Origin of the sequence: Pseudomonas sp. IT-P218 (assembly GCF_949767605.1) — a bacterium.
GTDB classification, from domain to species: domain Bacteria; phylum Pseudomonadota; class Gammaproteobacteria; order Pseudomonadales; family Pseudomonadaceae; genus Aquipseudomonas; species Aquipseudomonas putida_AE.
This window is the reverse complement of record NZ_CATKQQ010000088.1, coordinates 207819-220487: the sequence shown is the minus strand read 5'-3', so window position 1 is coordinate 220487 and position 12669 is coordinate 207819. Positions and strand designations below refer to the sequence as shown.

Below are 12669 nucleotides of genomic sequence, written 5' to 3'. Positions count from 1 at the left end.
ACAGGAGAGCAAGATGAAGCTTATTTCGTACCGCAAAGAGGGAAAGGCGCATTACGGCGCCGTGTCCGGGGATGGGGTGGTCGAGCTGACCTGTCGATTTGCGCAGGTTGCGGATCTCGCTTCCTTCCTGGCCGAGCCTGCCCTGTTGCAGGAGGCACGCAAGATAGTAGAAGCCGCTCAACCTGATTACCCCTTTTCAAGCGTTCAGCTGGAAGCGGTCATACCCAATCCCGGCAAAGTGATTTGCGTGGGCATCAACTACGTAGCCCACGCAGAGGAGGCCGGCAGAAAGGTCGGGGAGTTCCCGGTGATTTTCCAGCGCTTCGCCGAAACGTTGCTGCCCCATGGCGAACCACTGGTGCGGCCGCAGGTGTCAGAGCAGTTCGATTTCGAAGCCGAACTGGCGGTGGTGATCGGCAAGGGGGGGGCACATATCGATCCGGCCGATGCGATGAACCATGTCGCCGGGTACACCTGCTTCAACGACGCCAGCGTTCGCGACTGGCAATTCCATACGCACCAATACGGCATGGGCAAGACGTTCAGGAAAACCGGGGCGTTGGGCCCATGGCTCATTCCGGCCTCGGAAATTTCCGATTACCGTAAGCTGGTAGTCAGGGGAGTACTCAATGGCGAGCAGTTGCAGGAGGGCAGTCTTTCAGAGTTGGCCTTCGACATTCCGCATCTGATTTCCTATGTGTCGAAAGCACTGTCATGGAACCCGGGCGACATCCTGGCAACCGGTACGCCGAGCGGGATCGGCTTCAAGCGCAATCCGCCGATCTTTCTCAAACCCGGTGACGTTTTCGAAGTGGTTATTACCGAGATCGGCACGCTATCGAACGGCGTTATCGACGAAGCCTGAGCGTCGTCCTCTGCACAATCATAAGAATCTGGAGGTTCCAAATGCCCGCCTTACCGACCATCAATTTCACCCACTCCGGCGTGTTTTGCGCAGACCTCGATCGTATGGTCGATTTCTACTGCCGCACCTTGGGTTTCATCGTCAGTGACAAAGGTGTCGCCTCAACGGGCCATCGGCTGTTTTTCATGACGCAGAATCCCGAGTTGCATCACCAGGTCGTGCTCTTCGATGGTAAACCCATCGACCTGCCCTTCAACCCGATCAATCAGTTGTCGTTTCTGCTCAATTCGCTGGATGACCTGAAAACCTACTACCAGTTCGCCAAAAAAAGCGGCATTGAAGGGATCGCACAAGTGGACCACGGCAACGCCTGGTCGATGTATTTCAAAGACCCTGAAGGCAACCCCATCGAAATGTATGTCGATGCACCGTTCTACACCGCACAACCCTGCAAGGAACCCCTTGATCTCGAACTGCCGAGCGAGGTCATCCTGGCCCAGACCGAAGCCATGTGTAAGCGCCGCCCTGGCTTCCAGACGCGAGAGCAATGGAAGAATTCCATTCGGGCGAAGATCGAAGAGCAGCGGGTTCGAATCGGTTGACAATGTGCTGATCTGTGAAGGGTTGATGGGCGCGCGCAGGCCTGTTCATCAACCCTGCGCCGCACGGGATAAAACAAAAAGCGGAGTAGACGATGGACTACGATGTCATCATTGTTGGAATGGGTCCGGTGGGTGCCCTGTGCGCAAACCTGGCTGGCATGTGGGGCCTCAAGGCCCATGTCGTGGACAAGTCCGAAACGGTGTACACCAACCCCAGGGCCATGGGTTTTGATCATGAAGTGATGCGTGTCTTTGGCAACATTGGCCTGGCCGATAAGATTGCCGAACACGTCATGCCTTATCGTCCCTCGGAGTACCACACCACGGGTTCTCGGCTGATCAAGCGCATTGATGCCGCCAAGCCTCCTTTTGCGCTGGGCTGGGCACCCAACTATGTGTTCTCGCAACCCCCCGTCGAGCGTGCACTGCGCGGCAGGATTGCCGATTTGAAGTCCGTCACTGTGGAGCTCGGTTCAGAAGTTCTGTCGGTCGATTCCAAGAGCTCGCAAGCTGAGGTACGCATTCTGGCCAAGGACGGGACCGAGCGCACGGTCACTGCAGACTATGTGCTGGCCTGTGATGGCGGCACCAGCCCGATCCGCACCCGGCTAGGGTTAAAGATGGAGGATCTGGCTTTCGATGAGCCGTGGCTTGTGGTCGATGTGATCCTCAACGAAGGGGCGGGCGAGCATCTACCGAAGACCAACGTGCAGTTTTGTGAACTGGCCCGGCCTTGTACCTTTGTCGTCGGGCCAGGGCAGCATCGGCGCTGGGAATTCATGATCAATCCCGACGAACAGCCAACGGAAATTTCCCAGCCCGAAGCGATCAGGAAGCTCATCTCCCGCTGGTTGCCTGAAGGCGATTATCAGTTATGGCGAGCATCCGCTTATCGATTCCACGCCCTGATCCTGGAGCAGTGGCAGTGCGAACGGGTGTTCTTCCTTGGGGACGCGGCACACATGACGCCACCGTTTCTCGCGCAGGGCATGTGCCAGGGGATTCGCGATGCACTGAACCTGGTCTGGAAACTCGCGCTGGTGAAAGGAGGGCTGGCAGCGCCGGCATTCCTGCACACCTACCAGGCCGAGCGGGTTCCTCATGTCCGCCAAACTACTTTGGCGGCCAAAGAGTTCGGTGTGGTGATCTGCGAACGCGATAGCGAAAAAGCTGCGATCCGCGACACGCGGATGATCCAGCAAATGACCGAGAACCCCGCAGGTACGATCAGGCAATCGTTGATTCCAGGATTGACCCAGGGGTTTGTCTCCCAGGTCGCGCCTGCCGGTGAGTTGTTCCCGCAACCGATGGTCATTAACCATGCCGGCAAGAAGGCGCTACTGGATGAGTTCACCGGCCAGTCCTTCCGGGTGGTCATTGCCCCAGGGTTTGATGCCAGCGCGTTACTGAGGTGCCTGCACAGCAGTCAATCGCTTAAAGGCCTGCCCATCCATGTCGTGCGATTGGTCGGTCCTGAACAGTCAGGCCCATGCACCGCCGATGATTACCAGGAGGTCGACGGATTGCTGGCGCAATGGCTTGAGCGTCGAGGCTGTAATGTCGTCATCGTGCGGCCGGATCACTACGTGTATGGCGGGGCGGTCACCGTTGCCTGGGCGATGGAGCTGCTGGAAGCAATGGAGCTGGCGCTGTGGTGCAAGACGCCCGAACAGGCTGCCCGAAGCGAGGGTGGCACCAGCGACCCGATGATCAGGTTTGCGCAGGTACAGAGCCAGTAACGGACAAAAGTCCTTCGCCTTGCACTGTCCACGAAAGCAGTTGCAGGGCGAAGGACTTTTTTTGCAATCGCGTTATTGAAGCGTGGCTTGTTGGCGCTCTATCGCTTCGATGGTTCGCTCCAGGGTGTCCTGGATGTGGTTGCGCAGCAGCGTCACCGCCTTGTCTGCATCGCGTGCAAGCGCCGCATCCATCAGGTCCTGGTGCTCGTTGCCCTTATGCCTCTGGCGGATTCGCTGCTTGGCAGAGAAACGTCTGTAGCGCTCGGCCCGGTCGAAGAGCGAGTCAATCATCTTCAGCATCAATTGTGATGGGCACGCCGCAAACAACGCGAAGTGGAAAGCCTTGTGCCGGGTAGACCACTCATCGTCGAGTACGAGCACGCCACTTCCCAGCTTTTTCTCAATCAGATTCAAGCGGTGAAATGCGCCGAGCACATCGGCCTCCCACGCATCGTCGCCGTATTCGATGGCATCGCCCAACGCCTCGCATTCCAGTAGACAGCGCATACGTGTGATGTCGCGAAAGTCCGTGGTGGAAATCGGAGCAACCCTGAACCCCTTGTTGTCGCTGGCTTCGACGACGCCGTCCTGCGTCAGGCGATTTAGCGCCTCACGGATAGGGGAACTGCTGAGCCCGTAGGTTTTGGATAGTTCGGCGACTTTGAGTTTTTCGCCGGGGGCCAGCTCGCAACAAACAATCGCCTTTTTCATCTTCGTCAATGCGACTTCGATCAGCGGACTGTTGGGGGAGGGGATCATGGTCGGTCATCCTGGAATTTGCACTAAACGGATTTTATGCGCAAAAAGTTGTTTGGTGCAAAGGATGAATATCGCCTTGCGCACAAATTTTCTTGCGCCGCAAGGGAAAAATTGAAGAGCAGACTTTTCCGGCGCTCTAGACCGGGCCTTTGCCTCCTAACGCCTTCTCGCCATCCATTTCAATGCTCGCGCCTTTGCGGCCTCCATGGACCGCCCGACCGCCGCAATCATCCGAAATAGGTTCCCGAATCTGCTTGACATTGAATTTGTGCAGGATTACGTTTTGTGCACAAAGTCATTTGAAATGCAATAAAACATATTTTACGCACAGATGGTTCGGCTCTTGAAGCTGACCGGAACGCATAGGGAAGAAACCCCGCAACACCCGTGGTATTCGCAGCCAAACGCTGCGAGTGGATGACCTTTTACAAAAACAAAAAAACAGGAACATCTTCATGAAAACAGCCAACCAGTGGCTCTGCCCATTGCCGGTTTCGAGCCTCGCCTGTGCAGTCGGCGCCACGGTACTACTGAGCCTCTCGACGCCATCGCAGGCCTTTCAGATCGACACGGGGAACCCGGATCTTTCGGCGACCTGGGACAACACCATCAAGTACAGCAACGCGTGGCGCGTGAACAAACTCGATCACAAAGTCGCGGTCGGCCCAGGAACAAACAACAGCAATCCCAACCTGGACGACGGTGATCGAAATTTTGACCGCGGGCTGATCTCCAATCGGCTGGATGTCTTGTCCGAATTCGACATCAAGTACAAGGACGTTGGTGCCCGTCTCAGCGCGGCCTCCTGGTACGACGATGTCTACAGCCACGATAACGACAACGACTCGCCCGGCACCGCCAACTCGTTGAGTGTCGAGTACGACGAGTTCACCAGCGACACCCGGCGCATCCACGAACAGCACACTGAAATCCTCGATGCCTTTGTCTATGGCTCCCGGGAAATCGGCAGCACTTCGTTGTCTGGGCGGTTGGGGCAGTTCACCCAGATCTATGGTGAAAGCCTGTTCTACGGAGCCAATGGTATTGCCAATGCGCAGTCCACTGTCGACCTGGTGAAGCTTCAATCCGTACCTAGCTCGCAGTTCAAGGAAATCCTGATGCCCACCCAGCAGGTCTCCGGCAACTGGCAGCTCAACGATACGGTCAGCATCGGCGCCTACTACCAGTTCAAGTGGAACAAGACGCGACTTCCTGCGGCTGGCAGCTATTTCAGCGGTGCGGATTTTGTCGGCGAAGGCGGGGAGCGGGTGTTTTTCCCTACCGGCGAGCTGCGCCATGGCAAAGACATCGATGCCAAGGATTCAGGGCAGTTTGGTGCACAGCTGAAATTCGCTGTCGAGGACTGGGAGTTCGGCCTGTACGCCGCCAAGTATCACGAAAAGACCCCGGTGTTCTACTTCCGCCCGGCCGCGCTGGTCCCCGGTGCCGATGACACCTTCGTCAACGTGTATCCCGAAGACGTCAAGGTCTTTGGCGCGAGTTTCAGCACCCTGGTCGGCGAAGCCAACATTGCCGGTGAAACCTCGATTCGGGTTGATACGCCGTTAGCCGGCGTCGGCGGCACGATCATTACCGGCTTGGGTTCCGACAACGATTCAAACCCGGCCTATCCCATTGGCCGGTCGTGGCATGCCCAGGTGTCGATGGTCAATGTCTACGGAGGCTCGGCGCTGTGGGATGGTGCATCGTTGATCGGTGAGCTGGCGTTCAACCGGCGACTGAGCGTGACCAAAAATGCCGATCAGCTGGAGCCCAACAGCACGCGCGATGCCTTTGCCCTGCGCTTCACTTTCGAACCGCAATACTTCCAGGTCTTTCCTGGCATCGACATCCAGGCCCCTGTCACCGTCGGCTACAACCCCTCCGGGCGCTCTTCGGTCACGCCCCAGGCGTTCGGCCCGGAACACGGCGGGGACCTGACCCTGGGCCTCAAGGCAGATTACAAGAAACAGTGGTACGCCTCGCTGACCTACACCAACTTTTTCGGTGAGACCGGACCGATCATCGACGCCTCCAATTCGTACACCTACCAGCAAAACATGAAGGACCGGGACTTCGTGGCGTTCTCGATCCAGCGAACTTTTTAAGCAAAGAACAGGCGGGCTCTGATAATGACAAAAATTAAACTGCTGTTGCTTTCCACCCTGTCGATCTCCCTGTGCGCCAACAGCGCATTTGCGGCGGTGAGTCCTGACGAGGCGGCGAAGCTCAAGACCAGCTTGACCCCCCTTGGGGCAGAAAAAGCCGGCAATGCCGATGGCTCGATTCCGGCCTGGACAGGCGGGCTGACCAAGGACGTGGCCGGGGCCAAATTCGGCGATGTGCCGGTCGATCCGTTCCCAGGTGAAAAACCGCTGTTGCAGATCACTGCGAAAAACGCGGCGCAGTACTCGGACAAGTTGAGTGAAGGGACCAAAGCCTTGCTGGCCAAATACCCCGAGACCTTCCACCTTGATGTGTACCCGACCCATCGAACTGCCGCGGCCCCCGACAGCGTTTATCAGAACACCTTCGCTAACGCGACTCGGTGCAAGACCACCAGTAACGGCCTGTCGGTGGAGGGCTGTTATGGCGGTATTCCGTTCCCGATTCCGAAAACCGGGAATGAGGTCATCTGGAATTTCCTGCTGCGCGTCGAGGCCGAATCCATCCAGATGGGCTACACCAACATCATCGGCAATGCCGACGGCACTCGCACCTTGGCCAGCCGTGGCGTCGAGAACTGGCAATACCCGTACTACTTCAAAGACGGCGCAGTGGACAAATGGAACGGGCAGTATGCGCTGCTGCGTTTCCTGACCAACGAACCCCCGTTCAAGGCCGGCGAATCCCTGGTGACACACGACAGTATCAACGCCCAGGAACCTCGGGAAGCCTGGCAGTATCTGGTCGGCCAGCGTCGAGTGCGCCGCGCCCCGACCGTGGGTTACGACACCCCGGACTTCGTCGCGTCCGGTGCCAACTACTTCGATGAGGTGCATGGCTTCATCGGTCATCCGGATCGTTATGACTGGAAGCTGGTCGGCAAGAAAGAGATGTACATCCCGTACAACGACAACAAATTCAACGCCGAAAAACGCGAAGATGCCTTTGTCGCCAACCACATCAATCCGGACAAGGTGCGCTGGGAGTTGCATCGCGTCTGGGAGCTGGAGGCTACGGTCGCCCCGGGCAAACGCCATGCCGTGCCCAAGCGCAAATTCTTCATCGATGAAGACAGCTGGACGGTGTCGCTGGTCGACGGCTATGACGCCGAAGGCAAGCTGTGGCGCGTGTCCCAGGTGCTGCCATTCGTAGTGCCTTCCATTCCGGCGGTGGTGGTCAAACCCGTGGTGATCTACAACCTGCAAGCCAAGACCTACAGCGTCGTTCAGGGTCTCAACGGCGAAACCTACAGCGTCATACCGCGCAAGCCCGAGAACTTCTTCACCGGTAACTCGGTAGCATCCGGATCGGTGCGCTGAGCCTCGCAACTACTTGTTCAACTTTGTGTTCAATGGACGCCGTGGCACTGACGCGGCGTTCATTAAACCGCATCATCGAGGCTCGAAAATGCGTATTCATACTCCCGGGTTTTTTCACCGGCATCTGTTCAAGGCGTTGACGCTGAGCGTGTCGATCGTGACGACGCTGGCTGGTCCGGCAATGGCGGCACCCAGCGACGGCTTGCCGCTGCAACCCTCGATCACCAGCGCCATGGCGGTGCAGTCCGTGATGCTGAGCGTTGCGCGGGCAGGGCAACGACTTGTCGCCGTGGGCGAAAGAGGCTTCATCATCGTCTCGGACGACAATGGCAGCACCTGGAGGCAAGTCAGTTCTCCGGTCAGCATGACCCTGGTCAAAGTACGTTTCATCGATGATCGCCAAGGCTGGGCGGTCGGCCATGCCGGTGTGATCCTGCACAGCCAGGATGGCGGGCTGAGCTGGAACAAACAGCTGGATGGCGTGCAGGCGGCCGAGATTGAACTGCAGGAGGCCAGGCAGGCCCTGGAGAACCCTGGCGATGCGGAAAAAGCCCGCGAACGGCTTTCGCAGGCACAACAGCTGGTGGACGATGGCCCCGACAAACCGTTGCTTGACCTGCTGTTTCTCGACGCCAGAAACGGGCTGGTGACAGGCGCTTACGGCCTGGCGTTTGCCACCCACGATGGCGGACTCAGCTGGCAATCGATCCGTTCCCGAATCGATAACCCCAACGGCTTGCACCTCTACAGCATCGAGCGGGCAGGGCCGGACCTGTTCATCGCCGGCGAACAGGGCACGCTGCTGCGCTCCAGTGACGAGGGCCAGTCCTTCGAGTCGCTGGCGTCCCCTTATGAGGGCACGACCTTTGGACTGCAGGCGACCGGCAGCGGCTCGATAGTGGCGTTCGGTCTGCGCGGCAAGGCCTTCGAATCCAGGGATCGCGGCCAGACCTGGCAGCACCTGGACACCTTGCAACCAATCACCCTGACCAGCGGCCTGCGGCTTGACGATGGCTCGGTACTGCTCACCGACGAATCAGGCCGAGTGCTGCGGTTCACCGATGGCGCCAGTACAGCGTCAGTGCTTCCAGTGACGCAACCCGGTTACTTCACCGGCATGGCGCAAGCCGCCAATGGCGACCTGATCATCAGCAGTGCACGGGGCATGTTGTCGTCCGCAGTTGCAGTGCAATCGTCGGAGCACGATCAATGAACAGTTTTACCCATACTGCCGAGCCTCACACCGTCCCTGATACCAGCACCTTCGACCCTGCTTCCGGCACGCTGGTTGAACGGCTGTTGTTCAATCACCGGCGCATCATTCTGGGCATTTGTGTCTTGCTCAGTTTGTTGCTCGGCTACCAGGCACTGGGTCTCAAGCTCAACGCCGCCTTCGAAAAGATGATCCCGACCGATCACCCGTATGTGCAGAACTACCTGCAGAATCGCGGCCAGCTGGGGGAGGGTGGCAATACCTTGCGGATTGCGATCGAGGTCAGACAGGGCAGCATCTTTGATGCTGCGTACCTGGAGACGGTCAAGAAAATCAACGATGAGGTTTTTTTGCTCCCCGGCGTCGACCGCTCATACATGAAGTCCCTGTGGACGCCGGCGACCCGCTGGATTGGCGTGACGGAAGAGGGCTTCGATGGCGGCCCGGTCGTCCCTGACAACTACGATGGCTCTGCCGGCAGCCTGGAACAGGTGCGACAGAACGTCGAACGCTCGGGCGAAATCGGCCGTCTGGTCGCCGCCAACTTCAAGTCCAGCATTGTCCTGTTGCCGCTTCAGGAAACGGCGTCCGATGAGGGGCAGCCGCTCGACTACAACGCACTTTCCAGCCAGCTCGAACAGATTCGTGCCAAGTACGAAACCGACAACATCAAGATCCACATCACCGGTTTCGCCAAGGTGGTGGGCGATCTGATTGACGGCATGCGCCAGATGCAGTTGTTCTTCGCCGCAACGCTGGTGATCTGCGGCATCGTGTTGTTCTGGTACACCCGCTGCATTCGCAGCACGCTGTTGGTGTTGCTGTGCTCGATCATCGCCGTAGTCTGGTTGTTGGGATTGCTGCCGACCCTGGGCTTTGATCTGGACCCGTACTCGATCCTGGTGCCGTTCCTGGTGTTTGCCATCGGCCTGAGCCATGGCGCGCAGAAAATGAACGGCATCATGCAGGACATCGGACGCGGTGCCGACAAGCTGGTGGCGGCGCGCTTCACCTTTCGCCGGCTGTTCCTGACCGGGCTGATGGCGCTGGTGGCCGACGCCGTGGGTTTCGCCGTGCTGATGATCATCAGGATTCCGGTGATCCAGGACCTGGCCGTCGCCGCGACACTGGGCGTGTTGACCCTGATTTTCACTAACCTGATTCTGTTGCCGATCCTGTTGTCGTATACCGGCGTCAGCAAAGCGGCGGCGCTACGTGAAGCGGCCAACGACAAGTTCTCGCAGCTGGACGCGCAACACGCGCGGCACCCGTTCTGGGCGTTTCTGGATCGATTCACCGAACGCAAATGGGCCAGCGGTGCAATCATAATCGCGGTGATTCTGGGGGTAGCCGGTTTCGCCGTCAGCCTGCACGTGAAGATCGGTGACCTGAATCCCGGGGCACCGGAGCTGCGAGCGGAGTCGCGCTACAACAGCGACAACCGCTTCATGGTCAGCAACTTTTCCGCCAGTAGCGACAAGTACGTGGTGATGGTGAAAACCCCGCAGTACTTCTGCGCCAATTACCAGACCCTGGTGGCGGTCGATGCGCTGGAGGCTCAGCTTCAACAGCTGCCCGGGGTGGTGTCCACAACCTCATTGGCGGCGCTGAGCAAGCAGGCTGCAGCGGGCATGAATGAAGGCAGCATGACCTGGTACGAGATTCCCCGTAACCAGGGGTTGTTGAATGCGATCATCACCCGCGCCCCGCGGGAGCTGTTCAACCAGAACTGCGATTTGCTGACAGTGTATGTCTACCTCAAGGACCACAAGGCGGACACCCTCACCAGCGTGGTGCAGACCGTCGAGCGATTCGCGGCGACCCACAATACCGATCAGATCCAGTTCCTTAACGCGGCAGGCAATGCCGGGATCGAGGCGGCCACCAACATCGTCGTGAAACGGTCGAACGTGCAGATGCTGTTCATGGTGTACGCCGCCGTTATCGCCCTGTGTTTCATTACCTTCAGATCCTGGCGCGCAGTGGTGTGTACAGTGCTGCCGTTGATGCTGACCTCGATTTTGTGCGAGGCCTTGATGGTGGGGCTGAACATCGGGGTCAAGGTGGCGACGCTGCCGGTGATCGCGTTGGGGGTGGGCATCGGTGTGGATTACGCGCTGTACATTCTCAGCGTCACGCTCGCCAACCTGCGCAATGGCTCAAGTCTGTCCGATGCTTACTACCTGGCCCTGCTGTCCACGGGGAAAGTGGTGGTGATGACGGGGATCACGCTGGGGATTGCGGTTCTGACCTGGGTGCTGTCTCCGATCAAGTTTCAGGCAGACATGGGTATCCTGCTTGGGTTCATGTTCATCTGGAACATGGCAGGTGCCTTGATATTGGTTCCAGCGCTCGGACACTTCCTGCTCAAGCCGCAGTTGCAGCGAGCTCTCAGAAAGGGGGGCGAAGCCTGAATCGCCCCCTGTTTGCATGTACGTTGAAGCATTCATGAACGGCCAATTGCGATCGTTCTCGACAGGCAGCAATTGGCCGTTTTCTGCCCGTCTCTCAAGGCAGAAAACGACCCGAAGCAGCCGGTCGTGGGCCATACGAATATGCGCAAGTTAGATCTCGTCATCCGATGCGGCCGATTACTGCCCTGACGACTGTAATCGCCCCTCTAATTCGGTTCCCGCCGGGGATCGACGCGTGGTAAGCGTCGCCGATCGAGGAACTAAACGGTTCTGACTGTCAAAGCTTTTTGCCGACGATACAGAATCGTCGTCGCCGTGAACCCGCACACCGCCGCGAACATCATCCAGTAGGCGGGTGATGCCTTGTCGCCCGTGGCCTGGACAAGCAGCGTCGAGATTGCTGGGGTAAAACCGCCAAACACCGCGGTGGCCAAACTGAAGGCCAGTGAAAACCCGACTACACGCACGTTCTGTGGCATGACTTCGGTCAGTGCCGCGACCATGGCGCCGTTGTAAATGCCAAAGAAGAACGAGAAATACAGCAGAACAGCGAGCAGTCGTTCGAAACTTGCCGCCTCTGCCAGCCAGTGCATGGCGGGATAGGCGGTGAAGATGCACAGCAACGATATCGCCAGCAACAGTGGCCGACGGCCAATGCGGTCGGAGAGGGCGCCGCCGATAGGCAGCCAGATAAAGTTGCTGATGCCGACCAGCAATGTGACCACCAGGCTGTCGGTGGTGCTCAGGTTCAGTACTGTCCTGCCAAACGTCGGTGTGTAGACCGTAATCAGGTAGAACGTGGTGGTGGTCATGGACGCCAGCAATCCGCCCGCCAGTACGGTGCGCCAGTTGTCACGCATCGAGCGAAAAACTTCGCGAGTGGTTGGGCGATGGCTGCGAGCAGTGAAGGCAGCGGTTTCTTCCAGTGAACGGCGAATAATGAAAATGAACGGGATGATCACGCAGCCAATGAAGAACGGAATACGCCAGCCCCAATCGGCGATTTCAGCGGCTAGCATCGTGGCATTGATCGTATAGCCCAACGCGGCCGCGACGACGATCGCCACCTGTTGGCTGGCCGATTGCCAACTGGTGTAGAAACCGGTGTGACCGGGGGTGGAAATTTCCGCCAGGTACACGGAAACACCGCCCATTTCCGCGCCGGCGGAGAAGCCCTGTAGCAGCCTGCCCAACAACACCAGAATCGGTGCCGCCACGCCAATGGCGGCGTAGCCCGGCACCAACGCGATCAATACGGTACCGGCGGCCATGATCGACAGCGTCACGATCAGCCCCTTGCGACGGCCCACCTTGTCGATGTACGCCCCCAGCACGATGGCGCCTAACGGACGCATCAGGAACCCGGAGCCGAATACCGCGAAGGTCATCATCAGCGAGGCAAACTCGCTGGTGGCTGGAAAGAAGGTCTGGGAAATGTAGGTCGCGTAGAAACCGAACAAAAAGAAGTCAAACTGCTCGAGAAAGTTACCGCTGGTGACCCGCAAAATGGCGCCCAATTTGGACCCCTTGGTTCGGGTTGTTGCCGTTGTCGTTTTCATCATGGCTACCGTTATGCTCACTATTGTTTTTGG

At 58.3% G+C, this 12669-nt stretch carries 9 protein-coding genes; 7 read left to right on the top strand and 2 right to left on the bottom strand.

Annotated elements, in window-relative coordinates; genetic code table 11:
- Positions 1–13 precede the first annotated feature (13 nt).
- The 3 genes from ACM6I6_RS28740 (at position 14) to ACM6I6_RS28730 (ending at position 3206) form a co-directional block, all read left to right on the top strand.
- On the top strand, positions 14–865 hold the full coding sequence (locus ACM6I6_RS28740; RefSeq protein WP_414921110.1) for a fumarylacetoacetate hydrolase family protein: 852 nt from the start codon (positions 14–16) through the stop codon (positions 863–865).
- Positions 866–906: 41 nt separating this feature from the next.
- A complete protein-coding gene (locus ACM6I6_RS28735) occupies positions 907–1467 on the top strand; it encodes a VOC family protein (RefSeq protein ID WP_323627953.1) in 561 nt (186 codons plus the stop codon).
- A gap of 92 nt (positions 1468–1559) precedes the next feature.
- A complete protein-coding gene (locus ACM6I6_RS28730; RefSeq protein WP_323627954.1) occupies positions 1560–3206 on the top strand; it encodes a bifunctional 3-(3-hydroxy-phenyl)propionate/3-hydroxycinnamic acid hydroxylase in 1647 nt (548 codons plus the stop codon).
- 72 nt (positions 3207–3278) lie between these two features.
- Here the strand turns inward: ACM6I6_RS28730 and ACM6I6_RS28725 are convergent, their stop codons facing one another.
- The gene (locus ACM6I6_RS28725; RefSeq protein WP_323627956.1) at positions 3279–3965 is read right to left on the bottom strand and encodes a GntR family transcriptional regulator; all 687 of its coding nucleotides are present in this window, start codon (positions 3963–3965) and stop codon (positions 3279–3281) included.
- 455 nt (positions 3966–4420) lie between these two features.
- Here ACM6I6_RS28725 and ACM6I6_RS28720 point away from each other — a divergent pair, with 455 nt between their 5' ends.
- From ACM6I6_RS28720 to ACM6I6_RS28705, 4 genes are read left to right on the top strand one after another with little or no spacing between them, the layout of a single operon-like run.
- Positions 4421–6073: a DUF1302 domain-containing protein gene (locus tag ACM6I6_RS28720; RefSeq protein ID WP_323627957.1), complete on the top strand. Its 1653-nt coding sequence runs from the start codon at positions 4421–4423 to the stop codon at positions 6071–6073.
- Positions 6074–6097: 24 nt separating this feature from the next.
- The gene (locus ACM6I6_RS28715; protein ID WP_414921109.1) at positions 6098–7450 is read left to right on the top strand and encodes a DUF1329 domain-containing protein; all 1353 of its coding nucleotides are present in this window, start codon (positions 6098–6100) and stop codon (positions 7448–7450) included.
- A gap of 25 nt (positions 7451–7475) precedes the next feature.
- Positions 7476–8663 carry a YCF48-related protein gene (locus ACM6I6_RS28710; protein WP_323627959.1) on the top strand — a complete coding sequence of 396 codons (1188 nt, stop codon included), beginning with the start codon at positions 7476–7478 and terminating at the stop codon, positions 8661–8663.
- Positions 8660–11077: an efflux RND transporter permease subunit gene (locus ACM6I6_RS28705; RefSeq protein ID WP_414921108.1), complete on the top strand. Its 2418-nt coding sequence runs from the start codon at positions 8660–8662 to the stop codon at positions 11075–11077. The genes ACM6I6_RS28710 and ACM6I6_RS28705 overlap by 4 nt, the downstream gene beginning before the upstream one ends.
- 260 nt (positions 11078–11337) lie before the next feature.
- On the opposite strand, the gene ACM6I6_RS28700 is transcribed toward ACM6I6_RS28705, so the two are convergent.
- Positions 11338–12639, bottom strand: a complete 1302-nt coding sequence (locus tag ACM6I6_RS28700) for an MFS transporter (RefSeq protein ID WP_414921107.1) — start codon at positions 12637–12639, stop codon at positions 11338–11340.
- Between the last annotated feature and the right edge of the window lie 30 nt (positions 12640–12669).

Excerpts from the sequence above, each read along its gene's own strand:
- ACM6I6_RS28740 (WP_414921110.1), top strand. The coding sequence starts at position 14 with ATGAAGCTTATTTCGTACCGCAAAGAGGGAAAGGCGCATTACGGCGCC.
- ACM6I6_RS28735 (WP_323627953.1), top strand. The coding sequence starts at position 907 with ATGCCCGCCTTACCGACCATCAATTTCACCCACTCCGGCGTGTTTTGC.
- ACM6I6_RS28730 (WP_323627954.1), top strand. The coding sequence starts at position 1,560 with ATGGACTACGATGTCATCATTGTTGGAATGGGTCCGGTGGGTGCCCTG.
- ACM6I6_RS28725 (WP_323627956.1), bottom strand. The coding sequence starts at position 3,965 with ATGATCCCCTCCCCCAACAGTCCGCTGATCGAAGTCGCATTGACGAAG.
- ACM6I6_RS28720 (WP_323627957.1), top strand. The coding sequence starts at position 4,421 with ATGAAAACAGCCAACCAGTGGCTCTGCCCATTGCCGGTTTCGAGCCTC.
- ACM6I6_RS28715 (WP_414921109.1), top strand. The coding sequence starts at position 6,098 with ATGACAAAAATTAAACTGCTGTTGCTTTCCACCCTGTCGATCTCCCTG.
- ACM6I6_RS28705 (WP_414921108.1), top strand. The coding sequence starts at position 8,660 with ATGAACAGTTTTACCCATACTGCCGAGCCTCACACCGTCCCTGATACC.
- ACM6I6_RS28700 (WP_414921107.1), bottom strand. The coding sequence starts at position 12,639 with ATGATGAAAACGACAACGGCAACAACCCGAACCAAGGGGTCCAAATTG.